The organism is Enterobacter sp. 01-M-03-SI-ECC (genome assembly GCF_047530215.1).
Taxonomy (GTDB): Bacteria; Pseudomonadota; Gammaproteobacteria; order Enterobacterales; family Enterobacteriaceae; genus Enterobacter; species Enterobacter chengduensis.
Genome location: NZ_JBLKDA010000002.1, coordinates 56011 through 76906, shown reverse-complemented (window position 1 = coordinate 76906; position 20896 = coordinate 56011). Strand labels below are relative to the sequence as shown.

The window sequence follows — 20896 nt, the reverse complement described above, 5'->3', positions numbered from 1 at the left end:
GCTACTCTCCTAACAGGCGCATCATTTCCGCTTCGTCAATCACCGCAATGCCGAGCTCCTGCGCTTTCGCCAGCTTCGAGCCCGCCGCTTCCCCGGCGATCACCAGGTCGGTTTTCTTCGACACGCTGCCCGCCACTTTTGCCCCCAGCGCCACCAGGCGCGCTTTCGCATCGTCGCGCGAAAGCTGGCTCAGGCTGCCGGTCAGGACCACCGTTTTACCGGCGAACGGGCTGTCGATCTCGTCGGCGTTGACCACTACGGGTGCGGGCCACCTGATGCCCTCATCCAGCAGTTGGCCGATAACTTCACGGTTGCTCTCTTCCGCAAAGAAGTTAAAGACGTGCGTGGCGACAACGATGCCGACATCCGGGACTTTCTGCAGCTCCTCGATGCTGGCCTTTTCCAGCGCCTCCAGCGTGCCAAAGTAGGCCGCCAGACCTGCTGCGGTTGCTTCACCCACTTCACGAATGCCCAGCGCGTACAGGAAACGGGCGAAGGTGGTCTCTTTTGCGGCTTCGAGCGCGTTAACCACATTCTGGGCTGACTTTGGCCCCATGCGATCGAGGCCGGTCAGTTTACCTGCCGTCAGCCGGAAGAGATCCGCCGGGGTGTGGACATACTCTTTTTCAACCAGCTGATCGATAATCTTGTCGCCCATGCCGTCGACGTCCATCGCGCGGCGGGAGACAAAGTGCTTCAGGGACTCTTTACGCTGCGCGCCACAGATTAAGCCGCCCGTACAGCGGGCTACGGCCTCACCCTCAACGCGCTCAACGTCGGAGCCGCACACCGGGCAATGGGTCGGGAAGATCACTTCACGCGTGTCATCAGGACGTTCTGACTCTACGACGTTAACCACCTGCGGGATAACATCGCCCGCGCGGCGAATCACCACTTTGTCACCAATGCGCAGGCCCAGGCGCTCGATTTCGTCGGCGTTATGCAGCGTGGCGTTACTCACCAGCACGCCCGCCACCTGCACCGGCTCCAGACGGGCGACCGGAGTAATGGCGCCCGTACGACCGACCTGGAACTCCACGTCGCGGACGAAGGTCATCTGCTCCTGAGCGGGGAACTTGAACGCCACCGCCCAGCGCGGCGCGCGCGCCACAAAGCCCAGCTGCTCCTGCAGCGCCAGCGAGTTCACCTTAATGACGACGCCATCAATATCGAAACCGAGCGTTGGACGATCCGCCTCCACCTTGCGGTAGAACGCAAGCACCGCCTCAGGCGAGTCGCAGAGCTGAACGCGGTTGCTCACCGGCAGCCCCCACGCCTTGAACTGCATCAGACGCCCGAGGTGCGTATCCGGCAGCTCGCCGCCCTCCAGAATGCCAACGCCGTAGCAGAAGAAAGTGAGCGGTCGCTTCGCGGTGATACGCGGATCGAGCTGGCGCAGAGAGCCTGCCGCCGCGTTACGCGGGTTAGCAAACACTTTCCCGCCGGTGCGGCGCGCTTCCTCGTTGATTTTCTCGAAGCCCGCCTGCGGCAGGAATACCTCGCCGCGCACTTCCAGACGCGCAGGAATGTTGTCCCCCTGCAGCTTGAGCGGGATCGCGCGGATGGTACGCACGTTGGTGGTGATGTCTTCCCCCGTCGTGCCGTCGCCACGCGTCGCGGCACGGACCAGCACGCCGTTTTCGTAGAGAAGGCTGACCGCCAGGCCATCAAGCTTGAGCTCGCAGCACCAGGTGAGGGCGTCGCTGCTTTTCAGGCGATCCTGCACGCGCTTGTTAAACGCAAGAAAGCTCTCTTCGTCAAAGACGTTATCCAGCGACAGCATCGGCACTTCATGACGCACCTGGCTGAATGCTCCCAGCGGCTCAGCGCCAACGCGCTGGGTGGGAGAATCCGGCGTGATGAGTTCCGGATGCTGCGCCTCGAGTTCGCGCAGCTCGCGCATCAGGCGGTCATATTCCGCGTCCGGGACTTCCGGCGCGTCCATAACATGATAGAGATATTCATGATGGCGAAGCGTGGTTCGCAGTTCAGTGAGTTGTTGTTCGATAGAGTCCATATCGCACCATCAATGAGAAAAAACCCCCGACATGCGGGGGTTGAGGAGGAGTTGAAGTCAGCGCGGCAATTACGCGTTAGCTTCCTTAACTTCGCGGATGCGGTCCTGATACTCCCGCAGCTTCTGCGGGGTCATCATACGACGCTGATCGTCGAGCACCACGCCGCCGACTTCGTCAGCGATGTGCTGAGCGGACTGCAGCATCAGCTTGAAGTTTTGCAGTTCGTCGCCGTAGGACGGCACCTGCATAAAGATAGTGACGCCCGGGGTCACGAAATCACCGGTCATTTCCGGATCGAAGGTGCCAGGGTTAACCATGTTGGCCAGGCTGAACAGCGCCGGACCGCTACCGTCAGGGCTCAGGTGGCGATGGAAGATGTTCATATCACCAAACTTGAAGCCTGCCTGTTGAATACTGTTAAGCAGCACGTCACCGTTGAGATGGCTACCGTGATGCGCCGCCACGTTCATGATGATCACCGCTTCTTTACGCTGCGGTTTTTCAACAACCGGCTCTGGCTCTGCAACGGGTTCTGGCTCTACGTGCGGGGCCGGAGCGGGCTGTGGCGCAGGCTGAACGTGAACAGGCTGCTGCGGTTGTTGTTGTACCGGCTGAGCAGGCTGCTGTTGCGCAGGTTGTTGCACAGGTTGATGAACGGGCTGCTGATGAACCGGCTGTGGCGCAGCAGGCTGCTGATAGACAGGCTGTTGCGGCGGCTGGCGCACCGGCTCTTCCGCAGGCTGCGGCGCTGGCTGGCGCGGCTGTGCAGAAGCATACGGCGGTTGATACTGGTGCTGCGAAGGACGAGGCGCTTCATGCTCCCCATGGCCAGCGCCGGGCGCAGTATTGACACGATGAACACGAACTTCACCCACGCCGTCATCGTCGCTGCCGTCGATGTCATCTTCACCGTCATCGTCGTCACGACTGGACTTCATGCGCTTCAGTGGGCGATCGCGGAACATCGAAGAGCGCTCTTTACGGCTGGTCCAGAAACCATGTACCAGTAAAGCGATTATGGCGATCGCGCCAACAATGATTAATATCAGACGCAAATCCTGCATCATTATATTCTCTGTTGTTCTAACACCTTGCCACCACGGCAAACATTTACTCACTAAGAGTATTTGCCGTTTACGTCAAGTGCAAGTGTGTGCAGAGCATTCACAGCATAAAGATGAAGGAAATCGTGCTTTTTGCTGGTTTTTCGAACATTTCCGAACTGGTCATTGCTCTGTAAGTGGATAATATAGGCGGGCAATTCCACTGGTTGTGTAAAAAGGAGTACAGCCTGGCTATGGTTTCAACATCTTCTTCTCCCCCACGCAGCGGCGTCTGGTATTTTTCTCAGGGCTGGAAACTGGTCTCTCTGCCGGGTATTCGACGCTTCGTCATTCTGCCGCTGTTGATCAACATTATTCTGATGGGCGGCGCGTTCTGGTGGCTTTTTACAAAGCTCGAAAGCTGGATCCCGTCGCTGATGAGCCATGTGCCTGACTGGCTGCAGTGGCTAAACTACCTGCTCTGGCCGGTAGCGGTGATTTCCGTGCTGCTGGTGTTTGGCTACTTCTTCTCAACCATTGCGAACTGGATAGCCGCCCCGTTTAACGGCCTGCTGGCGGAACAGCTGGAAGCGCGGCTTACCGGTGCCACGCCGCCGGACACGGGCGTGCTGGGGATCATGAAAGATCTGCCGCGCATCATGAAGCGCGAGTGGCAGAAGTTTGCCTGGTACCTGCCACGCGCAATTGTGCTGCTTATCCTCTATTTTGTGCCCGGCATTGGCCAGACGGTCGCCCCGGTGCTGTGGTTCCTGTTCAGCGCCTGGATGCTCGCCATTCAGTACTGCGACTATCCGTTTGATAACCACAAGGTGCCGTTTAAAGAGATGCGCACCGCCCTGCGCAGCCAGAAGATCGCCAACATGCAGTTTGGCGCGCTGACCAGCCTGTTCACCATGATTCCCTTCCTGAACCTGTTTATTATGCCCGTCGCCGTTTGCGGCGCGACGGCCATGTGGGTCGACTGCTATCGTGCTAAGCACGCGTTATGGAAGTAATGCAAAAATGTGTAAAACAGGGGTGGCTTATGCCGCCCCTTATTCCATACTGATCCCCATTATTTCCTTGCAGCATATAGATATGCGAATTCCTTACTTCCCCCTACCTGCTTAGCAGGTATGCTGGGCTGGTATCCCAATTTCATACAGTTAAGGACAGGCCATGAGTAAGATTTATGAAGACAACTCGCTGACTATCGGTCATACGCCCCTGGTTCGACTGAACCGTATCGGTAATGGACGCATTCTGGCGAAGGTCGAATCACGCAACCCGAGCTTCAGCGTAAAATGCCGTATCGGTGCAAACATGATTTGGGATGCTGAAAAACGTGGCGTGCTGAAGCCGGGCGTAGAGCTGGTAGAACCGACCAGCGGCAATACCGGTATCGCACTGGCCTATGTGGCTGCCGCGCGTGGCTACAAGCTGACGCTGACCATGCCGGAAACCATGAGCATCGAGCGCCGCAAACTGCTCAAAGCGCTGGGCGCGAACCTGGTGCTGACCGAAGGCGCGAAGGGCATGAAAGGCGCCATCCAGAAAGCCGAAGAAATTGTCGCCAGCGATCCGGCGAAATATCTGCTGCTGCAGCAGTTTAGCAACCCGGCTAACCCGGAAATTCACGAGAAGACCACCGGCCCGGAAATCTGGGAAGATACCGACGGCCAGGTTGACGTCTTTATCTCCGGCGTGGGTACCGGCGGTACGCTGACCGGCGTGTCACGCTACATTAAGGGCACGAAGGGCAAAAAAGACCTCATCACCGTTGCCGTTGAGCCGACTGACTCGCCGGTTATCACCCAGGCGCTGGCGGGTGAAGAGCTCAAGCCAGGCCCGCATAAAATTCAGGGCATTGGCGCAGGCTTCATTCCGGGCAACCTGGATCTGAAGCTGATCGATAAAGTCATCACCATTACGAACGAAGACGCCATCTCTACCGCGCGTCGCCTGATGGATGAAGAGGGCATTCTGGCGGGTATCTCTTCCGGTGCAGCCGTCGCGGCCGCGCTCAAGCTTCAGGAAGATGAAGCCTTTACCAATAAGAATATTGTGGTTATCCTTCCATCCTCGGGTGAGCGTTACTTGAGCACCGCGCTGTTTGCCGATCTCTTCACTGAAAAAGAGCTGCAACAGTAGTGCCAGCATGTTAATAACGCGTAAAAAAGCACCTTTTCAGGTGCTTTTTTGTGGCCTGCATCAAACTTTTGCCCCTCCTGGCATTGCTTCACCCCGTTGTGTCTGGTATTTAAACCAGCAATTATTTTGATGCGTGAAATTAATCAGCGAACGAAATAGCCTTGCTGAATCGATTTTATGATTTGGTTCAAGTCTTGCTTTCGCTGCATAATGTTTAATGACGATCGAAACGTCAGCGCTAACAATACAGGCTAAAGTTCAGTCGCCAGGCTAGACTTTAGTTCCACAACACTAAACCTATAAGTTGGGGAAATACAATGTTCCAGCAAGAAGTTACCATTACCGCTCCGAACGGTCTGCACACCCGCCCTGCTGCTCAGTTTGTTAAAGAAGCAAAAGGCTTCACTTCTGAAATCACTGTGACTTCCAACGGCAAAAGCGCGAGCGCAAAAAGCCTGTTCAAACTGCAGACTCTGGGCCTGACTCAGGGCACCGTTGTCACCATCTCTGCAGAAGGTGAAGACGAGCAGAAAGCAGTTGAGCATCTGGTAAAACTGATGGCTGAGCTCGAGTAAGTTTCCGGGTTCTTTTAAATATCAGTCACAAGTAAGGTAGGGTTATGATTTCAGGCATTTTAGCATCCCCGGGTATCGCTTTCGGCAAAGCACTGCTGCTGAAAGAAGACGAGATCGTCATCGACCGGAAAAAAATTTCTGCCGACAAGGTTGATCAGGAAGTTGAACGTTTTCTGAGCGGTCGTGCCAAGGCATCTGCGCAACTGGAAGCAATCAAAACTAAAGCTGGCGAAACTTTCGGTGAAGAAAAAGAAGCCATCTTCGAAGGGCACATCATGCTGCTTGAAGATGAGGAGCTGGAGCAGGAAATCATAGCCCTGATTAAAGATAAAGGCATGACGGCCGACGCGGCTGCGCATGAAGTTATCGAAGGTCAGGCAACTGCCCTGGAAGAACTGGATGATGAATACCTGAAAGAGCGTGCGGCTGACGTACGTGACATCGGTAAGCGCCTGCTGCGCAACATCCTGGGTCTGGCCATCATTGACCTGAGCGCGATTCAGGACGAAGTGATCCTGGTTGCCGCTGACCTCACCCCGTCTGAAACCGCACAGCTGAACCTGAAAAAGGTCCTCGGTTTCATCACCGACGCGGGCGGCCGTACCTCCCACACCTCTATCATGGCGCGTTCTCTGGAACTGCCTGCCATCGTGGGTACCGGCAGCGTCACCGCTCAGGTGAAAAACGGCGACTATCTGATTCTGGATGCCGTAAACAATCTGGTTTACGTCAACCCAACCAATGAAGAGATCGATAAACTGCGCGCGGTTCAGGAGCAGGTTGCGACTGAAAAAGCGGAACTCGCTAAGCTGAAAGACCTGCCAGCCATCACCCTGGACGGCCATCAGGTTGAAGTGTGCGCAAACATCGGTACCGTCCGCGACGTTGATGGCGCTGAGCGCAACGGTGCGGAAGGCGTCGGTCTCTATCGTACAGAATTCCTGTTCATGGACCGCGACGCGCTGCCAACGGAAGAAGAGCAGTTTGCTGCTTACAAAGCCGTGGCTGAAGCGTGTGGCTCTCAGGCGGTTATCGTCCGTACCATGGACATCGGTGGCGACAAAGAGCTGCCGTACATGAACTTCCCGAAAGAAGAGAACCCGTTCCTGGGCTGGCGTGCAATCCGTATCGCGATGGATCGTAAAGAGATCCTCCGTGACCAGGTTCGCGCAATCCTGCGTGCCTCTGCTTTTGGTAAACTGCGCATCATGTTCCCGATGATCATCTCTGTAGAAGAAGTGCGTGCACTGAAGAAAGAGATTGAAATCTACAAGCAGGAACTGCGCGACGAAGGTAAAGCGTTTGACGAGTCAATCGAGATCGGCGTGATGGTGGAAACACCTGCGGCGGCGACCATTGCGCGTCATTTAGCCAAGGAAGTTGATTTCTTTAGTATCGGTACCAATGATTTAACGCAGTACACCCTGGCAGTTGACCGTGGTAATGATATGATTTCACATCTCTACCAGCCAATGTCACCGTCCGTGCTGAACTTGATTAAGCAAGTTATTGATGCTTCTCATGCAGAAGGTAAATGGACTGGCATGTGTGGTGAGCTTGCAGGCGACGAACGTGCTACACTTCTGTTGCTGGGTATGGGTCTGGACGAATTCTCTATGAGCGCCATTTCCATCCCGCGCATTAAGAAGATTATCCGTAACACGAACTTCGAAGATGCGAAGGTGTTAGCAGAGCAGGCTCTTGCTCAACCGACAACGGACGAGTTAATGACGCTGGTTAACAAGTTCATTGAAGAAAAAACAATCTGCTAATCCACGAGATGCGGCCCAAATTACTGCTTAGGAGAAGATCATGGGTTTGTTCGATAAACTGAAATCTCTGGTTTCTGATGATAAGAAAGACTCCGGAACTATTGAGATTGTTGCTCCGCTCTCCGGCGAGATCGTCAACATCGAAGACGTGCCGGATGTAGTGTTTGCTGAGAAAATCGTTGGTGATGGCATTGCTATCAAACCAACTGGCAACAAAATGGTTGCTCCAGTTGACGGCACCATCGGTAAAATTTTTGAAACCAACCATGCGTTCTCTATCGAATCTGATAGCGGTATCGAACTGTTCGTTCACTTCGGTATCGACACCGTTGAACTGAAAGGCGAAGGCTTCAAACGTATCGCGGAAGAAGGCCAGCGTGTCAAAGTTGGCGACCCGGTAATTGAATTCGATCTGCCACTGCTGGAAGAAAAAGCCAAGTCTACCCTGACGCCGGTTGTTATCTCCAACATGGACGAAATCAAAGAACTGATCAAACTGTCTGGCAGCGTCACCGTGGGTGAAACCCCGGTTATCCGCATCAAGAAGTAATTCTTGCCGCACAGAAAAATGGCGCCTTCGGGCGCCATTTTTGTTTATGCAGGGAGGATAAGCTCGTCGTAGCCTTTCGACTGAGTATAGAGCATGACGTCCGTCACCCGATCGCCCGCCATACGAATGGCATCGGCAACGGTTTTCCCCTCTACAATGCCGCTCACCAGCTCTGAACAGAACAGATCGCCCGTCCCTTTCAGGTCGGTTTCTACGCGCGGATGCGCGCTGACGGTCACGCCTTCATGCGTCACCAGCACCACGTGGATGTTTTGCGGGTCGTCTGCAACCGGCGCGCTGGTGATCGCCACCCATCTCAGGCTGTCAGAGAGCAATCCCTGAGCCGCCGCGATGGCGCTTTCCGGCGTACGGCACGGTTTGCCGCTTAACACTTCCAGCTCGTAGACGTTTGGCGTAATCCCCTGCGCCAGCGGCAGCAGGTGCTCCCGATACGCTTGCGGGATCTCGGGCTTCACGTACGTTCCGCTGTCGATATCGCCGATAACCGGGTCGACCAGCACCAGCAGGTCAGGATGCTGCGCTTTCACCGCCTTCAGCCACTGCGCCAGTAGAGCAATCTGACTGGCGCTGCCCATATAGCCGGTAGTGACCGCCTTAAGCTCGCGCAGGATCTCGCGCTCTTCCAGCGCCTTCAGGTAGCCGCTGAACCACTCATCGGGGATCACGCCGCCGTAGAACGTGTCGTAGTGCGGCGTGTTGCTGAACAGCACCGTCGGCACCGCCGTTACGTTAAGCCGATGAGTACGAATATTCGGTACCGCAATACTGTTTCCCACGCTGCCGTACACCACCTGCGACTGCACTGCGACAATGTCGGTTTGCTGCGCCCGGGTATTGTCCCGGAATAGAATCATTTCCATGACGCTTAAATTCCCGCCCCCTGCGAATAACTCTCTTCACCAAAGACGCCGGTAGACAAATAGCGATCGCCGCGATCGCAAATAATCGCCACCACCACTGCCCCCGGGTTGGCCTTTGCCACCCGAATCGCACCCGCTACCGCGCCGCCCGAGCTGACCCCGCAGAAGATGCCTTCGCGCACGGCCAGCTCACGCATGGTATTTTCCGCCTCGCGCTGGTGAAGATCCAGCACCTGGTCCACAAGCTGCGCATTAAAGATGCCGGGCATATACTCCGCTGGCCAGCGGCGAATGCCCGGAATGCTGCTCCCCTCTTCCGGCTGCAGGCCCACAATGGTGACGGCTTTGTCCTGCTCGCGCAGAAAACGCGACACGCCGGTAATGGTGCCGGTGGTGCCCATGCTGGAGACAAAGTGGGTGATGCGCCCGTCGGTTTGCTGCCAGATTTCCGGGCCGGTGGTGGTGTAGTGCGCGTACGGGTTGTCCGGGTTGTTGAACTGATCGAGCAGCTTACCTTCGCCGCGCTCGGCCATTTCCAAGGCCAGGTCGCGCGCGCCTTCCATCCCCTGCTCTTTGGTCACCAGAATCAGCTCGGCTCCGTAGGCACGCATCGCGGCGCGGCGCTCCTGGCTCATGTTATCCGGCATCAGCAGCTTCATGCGGTAGCCTTTCAGCGCCGCAATCATCGCCAGGGCGATACCGGTGTTGCCGCTGGTCGCCTCAATCAGCACGTCGCCCGGCTTAATCTCGCCGCGCTTTTCGGCCTGAACGATCATTGACAGCGCCGCGCGGTCTTTCACCGACCCCGCCGGGTTGTTGCCTTCGAGTTTGACCCAAATCTCGCTGCCGTTGTCGGGCCCCATGCGCTGAAGCTTGACCAGAGGGGTGTTGCCGATGGTGTGTTCGAGTGTATTCACGATTTTTACTCAATAAAAAAGCCGGGGGCGCGCAGCGATCCCGGCCTACAAGACACAGTGATAGCAGTAGGCCCGGTCAGCGCAGCGCCACCGGGCGATAAACATTCTAATAACCTATCAGGCTGACTCCGCCAGAGCAATATCCTCGCGCGTCTCAATGCGCTCCTTGCCGTGGTAAATACGGGCATGCTGAAGCCCGACAAACAGGCGCTCGCCCCGGTGCGGCGGGACGTCGTCGCGCATGACCACGGTCAGCGGCTCGGTATACCAGCCCAGCGGCTGTACCACCAGTTGGGTGTAGTGCCCTTTAGGGCTTGCTTCCAGCACCTGCACCGGCAGCGGTGAGTCCAGGCTGGTTCGGCGGCTGACGTCCACTTCCCACGGGCGCAGGAACAGATCGACCGGCCCCTGATGCGCAGAGGTATAGCCCAGCGGCCAGCGGTGCGCGCCAACGTGGAACTGACCACCGCGAATGGTGCCCTGCAGACGATTTACCTCGCCCATAAACTCCAGCACGAAGCGGGTCGCCGGTTCACGCCAGAGCTGCTCCGGCTCGTCAACCTGCTCGATGTTGCCCTGGCTCATGACCACCACGCGATCCGCAACTTCCATCGCCTCTTCCTGGTCGTGGGTCACGAAGACGCTGGTAAATTTCAGCTCTTCATGCAGCTGACGCAGCCAGCGACGCAGCTCTTTACGCACCTGCGCATCCAGCGCGCCGAACGGTTCATCTAACAGCAGAATTTGCGGCTCAACGGCCAGGGCTCGCGCCAGCGCCACGCGCTGCTTCTGGCCGCCGGAAAGCTGCGCCGGGAAACGATCGGCCAGATGCGCCAGCTGCACTATCTCCAGCAGCTTCGTCACTTTCGCCTTGATGGCGGCGGCATTCGGACGCTCGCGACGCGGCAGCACGGTCAGGCCAAACGCGATGTTGTCGAACACGGTCATGTGGCGGAACAGCGCGTAGTGCTGGAATACAAAGCCCACTTTACGATCGCGGGCATGCAGGCGGCTCACGTCGGTGCCGTGGAAGCGGATATGCCCGCTGGTCTGGTGCTCCAGCCCGGCGATAATACGCAGCAGCGTGGTTTTACCCGAGCCAGAAGGCCCCAGCAGCGCCACCATTTGTCCGGAAGGGATATCCAGCGAGATATCATTCAGCACCTGGGTGCGACCAAAAGACTTCTTAATATTGGCAATCTCAATGCTCATGATTTCCCTCCTGATGCTGACGTTTTTCCTGATTTTCTAAACGCCACTGCACCACACTCTTTAAAAACAGGGTCAAAATGGCCATCAGCGTCAGCAACGCTGCGGCAGTAAACGAGCCGATGGTGTTGTAATCCTGCTGCAGCAGTTCAATCTGCAACGGCAGCGACAGGGTTTCACCGCGAATCGAGCCGGAGACCACCGACACCGCGCCGAACTCGCCAATCGCGCGGGCGTTGGTCAGCACCACGCCGTAAAGCAGCGCCCAGCGGATGTTCGGCAGCGTCACGCGGCGGAACATTTGCCACCCCGACGCGCCCAGCAGCACCGCCGCTTCGTCTTCGTTGCTGCCCTGGCTTAACATCACCGGCACCAGCTCGCGCACCACAAACGGACAGGTCACGAAGATGGTGACCAGCACCATGCCCGGCCAGGCAAACATGATCTGCAGGTTATGCGCATCCAGCCAGCCGCCCAGCGGACCGTTGGAGCCGTAAAAGAGCAGGTACACCAGACCCGCCACCACCGGCGACACCGCAAAAGGAATGTCCAGCAGGGTCAGCAGCAGCTGACGTCCCGGGAAGTTAAAGCGCGTCACCAGCCACGCCAGCAGGGTACCGAACACGAGGTTTACCGGCACGGTGATTAACGCAATCAGTACGGTCAGCCAGATGGCGTGCAGCATATCCGGGTTCGCCAGGTTCTCCAGCGCGGGCATCAGCCCCTTGCTGAACGCCTGAACGAAGATATAAATCGTCGGCACGACGAGAATGAGGGCAGACACCAGAACGCCCGCCCCAATCAGAAACCATTTACCCCAGTTAATGCGGGGTGCATCGTATCGCTTCAATTGCGTAACTTCCGCCATCAGTGACCTACCACACGTCGACCAAAGCGACTTTGCAGAGTGTTAATTGAGTACAGCAGCAGCAGCGAGGCCGCCAGGATCACCGAGGCGATCGCGCTCGCCGCCGGATAATCAAACTCCTGCAGGCGAATGAAAATCATCAGCGAGGTGACTTCCGTTTTCCAGGCGATGTTCCCGGCGATAAAAATTACCGCGCCGAACTCGCCGAGGCTGCGGGTAAACGACAGCGCAACGCCCGCCATCAGCGCCGGAGAGAGCTCCGGCAGAACCACCTTGCGAAAGCTCTGCCAGCGCGTGGCGCCCAGCGTTTCCGCCGCTTCTTCGTACTCTGGCCCCAACTCTTCCAGCACCGGCTGCACGGTACGCACCACAAACGGGATGCTGGTAAAAGCCATCGCCACCGCGATACCAAGCCAGGTATAGGTCACTTTGATGTCAAACTTCGCCAGCCACTCGCCGTAGAGCCCGTTAACGGAGAAAAGCGACGCGAGGGTTAAGCCCGCCACCGCCGTCGGCAGCGCAAACGGCAGATCCATCAAGGCATCGAGCAGCGTGCGGCCCGGAAAGCGATAGCGGGTTAAGATCCACGCCATCAGCAGGCCAAACACGCCGTTAAAAATAGAGGCGACAAACGCCGACAGCAGCGTCACCTTATAGGCCGCGACTACCTGCGGGTTGGTGATCACGTCCCAGTACTGCGCCCAGCTCATCTGCGCTAGCTGCATCACCAGCGCGCTGAGCGGCAGCAGCAGGATCAGGCAGACGAACAGCAGGCTGGTGCCGAGGCTTAAGGTAAAGCCCGGCAGCACGCGTTTAGTCGAGACTGCAAACATCACTTACGCCCCGCCGCCAGCAGTTTGTCTAACTCACCGCCGCTGGCAAAGTGCGTTTTCATCACCTCCGGCCAGGATCCGAAACGTTCTTCCACGCGGAACAGCGCGGTCTGCGGGAATTTGTCTTTTAGCTTGTTCATCACGTCCGGGTTGTTCACGCGGTAGTAGTAATCGGTAATGATGGTCTGCGCCTGAGGGCTGTACAGGTAGTTGAGATAGGCTTTTGCCGCTTTCTCGGTACCGTTTGCCTGCACGTTTTTATCGACCCACGCCACCGGGAACTCGGCCAGAATGTTGGTTTTCGGGATAACCACCTCGAAGCCCTGGGCTTCATACTGCTTGCGGATGTTATTCACTTCCGACTCGAAGCTGATCAGCACATCGCCCAGCCCGCGCTCTGCGAAGGTGGTGGTGGCTCCGCGTCCGCCGGTATCAAACACCTCGACGTTTTTCAGGAACTGGGTCATGAACTGCTCGGTTTTGGCCTTGTCGTTACCGTCAGCCTTGTCCGCTGCGCCCCATGCGGCTAAATAAGTATAACGCGCGTTACCGGACGTTTTTGGGTTCGGGAAAATCAGCTTCACGTCGGAACGCACCAGGTCGCTCCAGTCGTGGATATTCTTCGGGTTGCCCTTACGCACCAGGAAGCCCATGGTGGAGTAGAACGGCGAGCTGTTGTTAGGCAGACGGCTCTGCCAGTCCGCCGGGATCAGCTTGCCTTTGTCGTGCAGGATCTGCACGTCGGTCACCTGATTGTAGGTCACCACGTCCGCTTTCAGGCCCTGCAAAATCGCCAGCGCCTGCTTAGACGACCCGGCGTGGGACTGCTTGATGGTCAGCTTGTCGCCGTTGTTGTCTTTCGCCCACTGCTGTTCAAACGGGGGATTAAGGGCGGCAAACAGCTCGCGGGAGACGTCATACGAACTATTCAACAGTTCAGTCGCCTGCGCCTGTGCCGCCAGCAGTAAACCTGCCAGCGCCAGAGTTCCTTTTTTCAGTACAGTAACGGCCATTGCGCACCCTTATAAATGTGATGACTATCTTATAGTCATAATATTTATAACGGAGATGAAAGGAGTAACGGTTTTATATACCGTTTGGTGATTTAGAAGCAGAAAAGGGAATAAGGGGGCGGGGAACATTGCCGGGTGGCGCTAGCGCTTACCCGGCCTACGTATGGAGAGCGGTTTTACAGCGCCAGCAGGCGCTCAACGGACGGCGCGAAGTAGTAGCCGCCGGTCACCGGTTTGGTGAAGCGCAGCATCGCGTCGCGCTTGCCGTCGGTATCGCCGAACATGCTCAGCAGCTGCTGCTCGATGTTGTGCAGGCGCGCGCAGTAGGCGCAGAAGTAAAGACCGTGGGTACCGCTTGCGGTGCCGTAGGGCAGGCTCTGGCGGACAATCTTCAGCCCTTTGCCGTCTTCTTTGAGGTCAACGCGGGTCAGGTGCGAGGTTACCGGACGGTCGTCGCCATCGATCTCTTCGTTGGCCTCTTTGGTACGACCAATCATCATCTCCTGGTCCTGCACGCTCATGCGGTTAAGCTGCTTGAGGTTGTGCTCCCAGCGCTGCACGAACACGTAGCTGCCGCCCGCGTCCACGCCGTCTTTAATCACCGCCACGTCGCGACGCACTTCTTCACCCGCCGGGTTTTCCGTTCCGTCGACGAAGCCGCTCAGATCGCGCTCCTCCACCCAGCGGAAGCCGTGCACTTCTTCCTGCACCTCAATGCTGTCGCCGAACGCTTCCACCGCCGCCTGGGCAACGGAAAAGTTCACGTCGTGACGCAGAGAGAGAATATGAATGAGCAGATCGTACTGGGTGGCCGGAGCCAGACCTTTACCGTAAGGGATAAAGTCCTTCAGCTCTTCCGCCCCTTCACCACCGCTCAGCTGACGCCAGACGGTATTGCCAAAGGCGACAACGGCGCCGAGGTGCGCTTCCGGAAATTTGGCCTGGAAGGTCGCCAGCTTATCAACAAACGCTTTACTGGCCGCACGCAGGGCATCCACGTCCCCTTTAACATTGGCTTCAATCCAAATCGCCGCGCGGCAATGTTCTGGCAAAATGCCACTCTGAACCTGAGACATCGCTCCTCCTGAAATAAAGATGCCACGTCAGCGTGGCATTGATGGCGGCTATTATACCCGGATTTCAGCGAGGCGGTTTGTTCAGGCGCAAATTACTGCTGCCAGAGTATTTTGCTCACTTTCCAGTTCTTGAGCGTGTCGTCAGACGGCATTAATCCCTCCGGGCCGCTCCAGGTACCGGTGAAGACATAGCTGATGTGCTGGCTACCTTCCGCTTTACATGCCACCGCGACGCCCTCATCCGAAGGCGCGCTGGTGCAGTTGCCAAAGGCTTGTTTATACAGATCGCTAAACGGCGTTCCCACCTTCACGCCGCTGGCGGTCGGGATGGTATCGTCCAGCACCGCAATACGGTTCACCGTGCCTTTATCGCCATTAATCACCAGCGCCAGTTTGTCCCCCTTCAGCGCTTCGTAATAGCGCACAATGTTGCCATTCTCGGTTTTCATGCCGCTGCGCAGGCGGTAGTCGCTGCCGAGCGCATCCTGGATAGCATTCTGATCCAGCGCCGTCGCGGCGGTAATTTTTCCTACGCCCTGCTCGGTCACCTCCGTGGATGAGCCAAACCAGTTCCACGGATACGCAGCGGACCAGTTAATGGAGGAGAGCGTCGAACAGCCGGTCAACGCCAGCGGGAGCGCGCATAAAAGTAAACGCAGCGATTTCATTGAAACGTCCTTTCTTGTTAAATCAACGCTTGTTGGAGTGCGACATCGGCAAAAAGTGCCGGATTAATCATCCTGATGCCTAAAACAGGCGCGAAGACGGGGATTCGTGAGCAGCCAGAGCAGCGCCACGATATCCGCCACCACCAGCGCGATACCGATGCCCGTTAGCGGTTCACCGTACCACCAAAGCACAGGCTGCCAGAAGAGTAGCGCAATCTGGGCAAGGATGAGCAGCCAGCGAAGCGCCCCCCAAAAGCGTGGAATCAGATGCCGCCGTCCGCTGACCAAAAAAGCCAGTACGGCGGGAATGCCCGGCAGCAAACCGATCCAGAAAGCATCGCGATCGGGATAGAAGAGATTCAGCAGCGTGTCGCCCTGCCCGCGCGACGCGCCGGCCATCACAAACAGCACCCAGGTCCGCGCCTGCAGCAGCAGAACGCACCAGAATAAAAAAGGCAACCTGACGCGGCCCTGCGCGTCATAGTCGGCCGGATGGATCTCAGTACTCTTCATCTTCGATTAGACGCTTTCCTAAACTCAGCACGTCAGCGTGCTCGTAGCCCAGGCGCTCATACATGCCCAGCACCACGTCGTTATCTTCCCGCACCATGATCTGGATTTTCGGGCAGCCGCGGGCGATCAGCTTCTTCTCGAGCCGGTTGAGCAGCGCATTGGCGATGCCGCGGCCACGGTATTCCGGGTGGACGCCCAGATAATAGGCCGAGCCGCGGTGGCCGTCGTAGCCGCCCATGACCGTCCCCACCACTTCGCCATTCACTTCCGCGACCAGAAACAGACTGACGTCGTGATTCACCTTACGTTCGATATCCATTTCCGGATCGTTCCACGGACGCAGCAGATCGCAGCGCTCCCAAAGGGTGATCACCTCTTCGAAATCTTCCTGGCGAAAAACGCGTATCTCCATGGTATTAACCGCCTTTTCGGGTTTAAAAACAGTGATTATGGCGTGAACCACGCCTTTAGCCAATAACCGGGGAAAATCTCGCCAAAATTTGGCATAATGTCACTTTGTCACGTATTGAAATGAAAAGTAAAACAATTCTCAATATGGACTGTCGTAACGGGAAACACGATACGATATAACACCAGGACCCCTTTTTTTAGTATTCAGGCCGCATGAGCACATTCAAACCATTAAAAGCACTCACATCGCGTCGTCAGGTTCTCAAAGCGGGGCTGGCGGCCTTAACGTTAACGGGTATCGCAAAGCAGGCTCAGGCGAAAGACGAGAGCACGCTTAAAACCAGTAACGGACACAGCAAACCGAAAACCAAAAAGCCGGGCGCGAAGCGTCTGGTGATGCTCGACCCGGGCCACGGCGGCATTGATACCGGCGCCATTGGCAAAAACGGGTCAAAAGAAAAACACGTCGTGCTGGCGATTGCAAAAAATGTGCGGGCGATTTTACGCAGCAACGGCATTGACGCCCGCCTGACGCGCTCTGGCGACACCTTTATTCCGCTATATGACCGCGTCGAGATCGCCCACCAGCACGGGGCAGATCTGTTTATGTCGATTCACGCCGACGGCTTTACCAACCCGTCTGCGGCAGGAGCCTCGGTGTTTGCGCTCTCGAACCGCGGCGCCAGTAGCGCCATGGCTAAATACCTCTCCGACCGCGAAAACCGGGCGGATGAGGTCGCCGGGAAGAAAGCCACGGACAAAGACCACCTGCTCCAGCAGGTGCTGTTCGACCTCGTGCAGACGGATACGATCAAAAACAGCCTGACGCTCGGCTCGCACATTCTGAAGAAGATTAAGCCGGTGCATCGTCTGCACAGTAAAGGTACCGAGCAGGCGGCGTTTGTGGTGCTGAAGTCACCGTCCATCCCGTCGGTGCTGGTGGAAACCTCGTTCATTACCAACCCGGAAGAGGAGCGGCTCCTCGGCACCGCGGCGTTTCGTCAGAAAATCGCCAACGCCATCGCCTCCGGCATTATCAGTTACTTTAACTGGTTCGATAACCAAAAAGCGCACTCCAGGAAACGTTGATGAAACCCGATGCTCAACTGGTCAAAACCTTCCTGCTGCAGCTGCAGGATGAGATCTGCCAGAAACTGGCCGCCGCAGACGGCGGTGAATTTCAGGAAGATACCTGGCAGCGCGAAGCCGGCGGCGGCGGACGCAGCCGCGTGCTGCGAAACGGCGGCATCTTTGAACAGGCGGGCGTGAATTTTTCCCACGTTCACGGTGATGCGATGCCCGCGTCTGCGACGGCACATCGTCCTGAACTCGCGGGCCGCAGCTTCGAAGCGATGGGCGTTTCGCTGGTGGTGCATCCGCACAACCCGTTTGTGCCGACCAGCCACGCCAACGTGCGCTTTTTTATTGCGGAAAAGCCGGGAGCCGATCCGGTCTGGTGGTTCGGCGGCGGTTTCGACTTAACGCCCTACTACGGTTTCGAAGAGGATGCCGTACACTGGCATACCACCGCGCGGGAGATTTGCCAGCCGTTTGGCGAAGACGTCTACCCGAAATTTAAAAAGTGGTGCGACGACTACTTTTATCTGAAGCACCGCGACGAGCAGCGCGGCATCGGCGGGCTGTTCTTCGACGATCTCAACGCACCTGATTTTGATACCGCGTTCAGCTTTATGCGCGCGGTGGGAGAAGGCTATACCGACGCCTATCTGCCCATCGTCGAGCGCCGGAAAAACACCGACTACGGCGTGCGCGAGCGCGAGTTCCAGCTTTACCGCCGGGGGCGCTACGTGGAGTTCAACCTGGTGTGGGATCGCGGGACGCTGTTCGGCCTGCAGACCGGCGGGCGCACGGAGTCGATTCTGATGTCGATGCCGCCGCTGGTGCGCTGGGAGTACTGCTACGAGCCAAAAGAAGGCAGCCCGGAGGCTGCCTTGAGTGAGTTTCTGAAAGTTCGCGACTGGGTGTAACTGCCGGATGACGCTGCGCTTATCCGGCCTACAAAACCCGTAGGTCGGGTAAGCGAACGCGCCACCCGACACGCGGCGATTACAGCGGCTGCGTCTGCGCCTCTACCACCGCCAGCGCCACCATATTCACGATGCGGCGCACGGAGGCAATCGGCGTTAACACATGCACCGGTTTTGCCACGCCCATCAGCACCGGCCCCACGGTCACCCCTTCTGAACTGGAGACGCGCAGCAGGTTATAGCTGATACGCGCCGCTTCCACGTTCGGCATAATCAGAATGTTCGCCGATCCCTTCAGCGGGCTGTCCGGCATACGTTCGTTACGGATGCTCTCGACCAGCGCGGCATCGCCGTGCATTTCCCCGTCAATCATCAGCTCCGGCGCACGCTCGCGCACCAGCTCAAGCGTCTGGCGCATTTTGCACGCCGCCGCGGATTTAGACGAACCAAAGTTGGAGTGCGACAGCAGCGCCACCTTCGGCTCAATACCAAAGCGACGCACGGTTTCTGCCGCCATCACGGTGATCTCCGCCAGCTCGTCCGGGGAGGGATCGTCGTTAACGTAGGTATCGGCGATAAAGGTGTTGCCGCTTGGCAGCAGCAGGGCATTCATCGCCCCGGCGGTATGGACCCCGTCACGATAGCCGAAGATCTCCTGCACCACGCTGAAGTGCTCGTGGTAATCGCCGATGGTGCCGCAGATCAGCGCATCCGCCTCGCCGCGATGAACCATGATCGCGCCGATCACCGTGGTGTTGCTGATGACCGCTTTCTGCGCCTGCTCCTGGGTGATCCCGCGACGCTTCATGATCGCGTAGTATTCGCTCCAGTACTCCTTGAAGCGCGGATCCGATTCGTTGTTGACGATCTCGAAGTCGACGCCCGGCTTAATCTGCAGGCCCAGTTTCTGAATGCGCATCTCGATCACGCTCGGACGACCAATCAGGATCGGCTTCGCCAGGCCTAAGGTGATCAGCTCCTGGGTCGCGTGCAGCACGCGCGCCTCTTCCCCTTCCGCCAGCACCACGCGCTTCGCGTCGGCGCGCGCCTGGGAGAAGATCGGCTTCATGAACAGGTTGGTTTTGTAGACGAACTCGGTGAGCTTATCGACGTAGGCGTCGAAATCCTCAATCGGACGCGTCGCGACGCCGGAGTCCATCGCCGCTTTGGCTACCGCTGGCGCGATCTTCACGATCAGACGCGGGTCGAACGGTTTTGGAATGATGTAGTCCGGGCCAAAGCTCAGATCCTGATCGCCGTAGGCGGAGGCAACCACTTCGCTCTGCTCCGCGTGCGCCAGCTCCGCGATGGCGTGTACGGCGGCAAGCTTCATCTCTTCGTTGATTGCCGTGGCGCCGACGTCCAGCGCGCCGCGGAAGATGAACGGGAAGCAGAGCACGTTGTTGACCTGGTTCGGGTAGTCGGAACGGCCGGTACAGATAATGGCGTCTTCACGCACCGCTTTCGCCAGCGGCGGCAGAATTTCCGGTTCCGGGTTCGCCAGGGCCAGGATCATCGGCGCGCGCGCCATCTTCTTCACCATCTCCTGGGTCAGCACTTTCGGACCCGAGCAGCCGAGGAAGATATCCGCGCCGTCAATCACGTCCTCAAGCGTGCGCTTGCCGTCGTCCTCCACCGCATACGCCGCTTTGGTTTCCGCCATGTTCGGCTCGCGGTCTTTGTAGATAACGCCCTTGGAATCGCAAACCACGATGTTGTGTTTCTGCATCCCCAGCGCCACCAGCAGGTTCATACAGGCGATGGCCGCGGCGCCTGCGCCAGAAACCACCATGCGCACGTCGGAGAGATTTTTCTCTACCACGCGCAGGCCGTTCAGAATCGCGGCGGTGCTGATAATCGCGGTCCCGTGCTGGTCGTCATGGAACACGGGAATGTTCATACGCTCGCGCAGCTTCTGCTCGATATAGAAACATTCCGGCGCTTTGATGTCTTCCAGGTTAATCCCCCCGAAGGTCGGCTCCAGCGCGGCCACCACGTTGATGAATTTGTCAGGATCGAGTTCGTCCACCTCGATATCAAACACGTCGATTCCGGCGAATTTCTTGAACAGCACCCCCTTCCCTTCCATCACCGGCTTACCGGCCAGCGCGCCGATGTTGCCCAGCCCCAGCACCGCCGTGCCGTTAGAGATCACCGCGACCAGGTTGCCGCGCGCGGTGTATTTGTAGGCCGCCAGCGGATCTTTTTCGATTTCCAGACACGGGGCCGCCACGCCCGGCGAATAGGCCAGCGCCAGATCGCGCTGGGTTGCCAGCGGCTTGGTTGGGGAGACCTGAATTTTGCCCGGAACGGGGAACTCGTGAAAATCGAGGGCACTCTGTTTCAACTGCTCATCCATCTTATTTTTCCTTTCACGTATCGGTCAAAAGGGTGACGTAAGCGATCCTGA

Annotated in this window: 20 protein-coding genes; 7 read left to right on the top strand and 13 right to left on the bottom strand. The window is 57.5% G+C overall.

Annotation, left to right across the window (positions count from 1 at the left end):
* Window position 1 precedes the first annotated feature (1 nt).
* Window positions 2-2017 carry an NAD-dependent DNA ligase LigA gene (gene ligA, locus ACMWKK_RS02280; protein ID WP_045325873.1) on the bottom strand — a complete coding sequence of 672 codons (2016 nt, stop codon included), beginning with the start codon at window positions 2015-2017 and terminating at the stop codon, window positions 2-4.
* A gap of 69 nt (window positions 2018-2086) precedes the next feature.
* Entirely contained in the window at window positions 2087-3085 is a 999-nt protein-coding gene (zipA, locus tag ACMWKK_RS02275) for a cell division protein ZipA (protein ID WP_112779856.1), read from the bottom strand.
* Window positions 3086-3315: 230 nt separating this feature from the next.
* Between zipA and cysZ the strand changes: the two genes are divergently transcribed.
* From cysZ to crr, 5 genes are all read left to right on the top strand, one after another.
* Complete coding sequence (gene cysZ, locus ACMWKK_RS02270; RefSeq protein WP_045325877.1) at window positions 3316-4077, top strand: sulfate transporter CysZ; 762 nt, start codon at window positions 3316-3318, stop codon at window positions 4075-4077.
* A 163-nt stretch (window positions 4078-4240) separates the two neighbouring features.
* Entirely contained in the window at window positions 4241-5212 is a 972-nt protein-coding gene (cysK, locus tag ACMWKK_RS02265; RefSeq protein ID WP_112779857.1) for a cysteine synthase A, read from the top strand.
* Between the two features lie 317 nt (window positions 5213-5529).
* The gene (ptsH, locus tag ACMWKK_RS02260) at window positions 5530-5787 is read left to right on the top strand and encodes a phosphocarrier protein Hpr (RefSeq protein WP_000487600.1); all 258 of its coding nucleotides are present in this window, start codon (window positions 5530-5532) and stop codon (window positions 5785-5787) included.
* Between the two features lie 44 nt (window positions 5788-5831).
* Window positions 5832-7559, top strand: coding sequence for a phosphoenolpyruvate-protein phosphotransferase PtsI (gene ptsI, locus ACMWKK_RS02255; protein ID WP_045325882.1), 1728 nt, complete (start codon window positions 5832-5834; stop codon window positions 7557-7559).
* Window positions 7560-7599: 40 nt separating this feature from the next.
* The gene (crr, locus tag ACMWKK_RS02250; protein WP_003861316.1) at window positions 7600-8109 is read left to right on the top strand and encodes a PTS glucose transporter subunit IIA; all 510 of its coding nucleotides are present in this window, start codon (window positions 7600-7602) and stop codon (window positions 8107-8109) included.
* A gap of 44 nt (window positions 8110-8153) precedes the next feature.
* On the opposite strand, the gene pdxK is transcribed toward crr, so the two are convergent.
* The 10 genes from pdxK to ACMWKK_RS02200 form a co-directional block, all read right to left on the bottom strand.
* Entirely contained in the window at window positions 8154-8990 is an 837-nt protein-coding gene (gene pdxK / locus ACMWKK_RS02245; RefSeq protein WP_045325884.1) for a pyridoxine/pyridoxal/pyridoxamine kinase, read from the bottom strand.
* Between the two features lie 5 nt (window positions 8991-8995).
* Complete coding sequence (gene cysM / locus ACMWKK_RS02240) at window positions 8996-9907, bottom strand: cysteine synthase CysM (protein WP_112779858.1); 912 nt, start codon at window positions 9905-9907, stop codon at window positions 8996-8998.
* 117 nt (window positions 9908-10024) lie between these two features.
* The gene (cysA, locus tag ACMWKK_RS02235) at window positions 10025-11119 is read right to left on the bottom strand and encodes a sulfate/thiosulfate ABC transporter ATP-binding protein CysA (RefSeq protein ID WP_112779859.1); all 1095 of its coding nucleotides are present in this window, start codon (window positions 11117-11119) and stop codon (window positions 10025-10027) included.
* Window positions 11109-11984, bottom strand: a complete 876-nt coding sequence (cysW, locus tag ACMWKK_RS02230) for a sulfate/thiosulfate ABC transporter permease CysW (protein ID WP_045325891.1) — start codon at window positions 11982-11984, stop codon at window positions 11109-11111. The genes cysA and cysW overlap by 11 nt, the downstream gene beginning before the upstream one ends.
* Window positions 11984-12817 carry a sulfate/thiosulfate ABC transporter permease CysT gene (gene cysT / locus ACMWKK_RS02225; protein WP_008501609.1) on the bottom strand — a complete coding sequence of 278 codons (834 nt, stop codon included), beginning with the start codon at window positions 12815-12817 and terminating at the stop codon, window positions 11984-11986. The genes cysW and cysT overlap by 1 nt, the downstream gene beginning before the upstream one ends.
* Window positions 12817-13830: a thiosulfate/sulfate ABC transporter substrate-binding protein CysP gene (cysP, locus tag ACMWKK_RS02220; RefSeq protein ID WP_112779860.1), complete on the bottom strand. Its 1014-nt coding sequence runs from the start codon at window positions 13828-13830 to the stop codon at window positions 12817-12819. Before cysP ends, cysT begins: the two co-directional genes overlap by 1 nt.
* Before the next feature lie 176 nt (window positions 13831-14006).
* Window positions 14007-14906, bottom strand: coding sequence for a Dyp-type peroxidase (locus tag ACMWKK_RS02215; RefSeq protein WP_112779861.1), 900 nt, complete (start codon window positions 14904-14906; stop codon window positions 14007-14009).
* Between the two features lie 92 nt (window positions 14907-14998).
* A complete protein-coding gene (locus ACMWKK_RS02210; protein ID WP_112779862.1) occupies window positions 14999-15574 on the bottom strand; it encodes an RpoE-regulated lipoprotein in 576 nt (191 codons plus the stop codon).
* Window positions 15575-15637: 63 nt separating this feature from the next.
* Window positions 15638-16087, bottom strand: a complete 450-nt coding sequence (locus ACMWKK_RS02205; protein ID WP_112779863.1) for a DUF2919 domain-containing protein — start codon at window positions 16085-16087, stop codon at window positions 15638-15640.
* Window positions 16074-16499, bottom strand: a complete 426-nt coding sequence (locus ACMWKK_RS02200; RefSeq protein WP_032643505.1) for a GNAT family acetyltransferase — start codon at window positions 16497-16499, stop codon at window positions 16074-16076. Before ACMWKK_RS02200 ends, ACMWKK_RS02205 begins: the two co-directional genes overlap by 14 nt.
* 212 nt (window positions 16500-16711) lie before the next feature.
* Here ACMWKK_RS02200 and amiA point away from each other — a divergent pair, with 212 nt between their 5' ends.
* Together amiA and hemF are read left to right on the top strand one after the other, a co-directional pair.
* Entirely contained in the window at window positions 16712-17587 is an 876-nt protein-coding gene (amiA, locus tag ACMWKK_RS02195; RefSeq protein ID WP_045325904.1) for an N-acetylmuramoyl-L-alanine amidase AmiA, read from the top strand.
* Window positions 17587-18486: an oxygen-dependent coproporphyrinogen oxidase gene (hemF, locus tag ACMWKK_RS02190; RefSeq protein ID WP_112779864.1), complete on the top strand. Its 900-nt coding sequence runs from the start codon at window positions 17587-17589 to the stop codon at window positions 18484-18486. Before amiA ends, hemF begins: the two co-directional genes overlap by 1 nt.
* Window positions 18487-18565: 79 nt before the next feature.
* Here hemF and maeB read toward each other — a convergent pair whose 3' ends face one another.
* Window positions 18566-20845 carry an NADP-dependent oxaloacetate-decarboxylating malate dehydrogenase gene (gene maeB / locus ACMWKK_RS02185; protein ID WP_112779865.1) on the bottom strand — a complete coding sequence of 760 codons (2280 nt, stop codon included), beginning with the start codon at window positions 20843-20845 and terminating at the stop codon, window positions 18566-18568.
* Window positions 20846-20896: the final 51 nt, after the last annotated feature.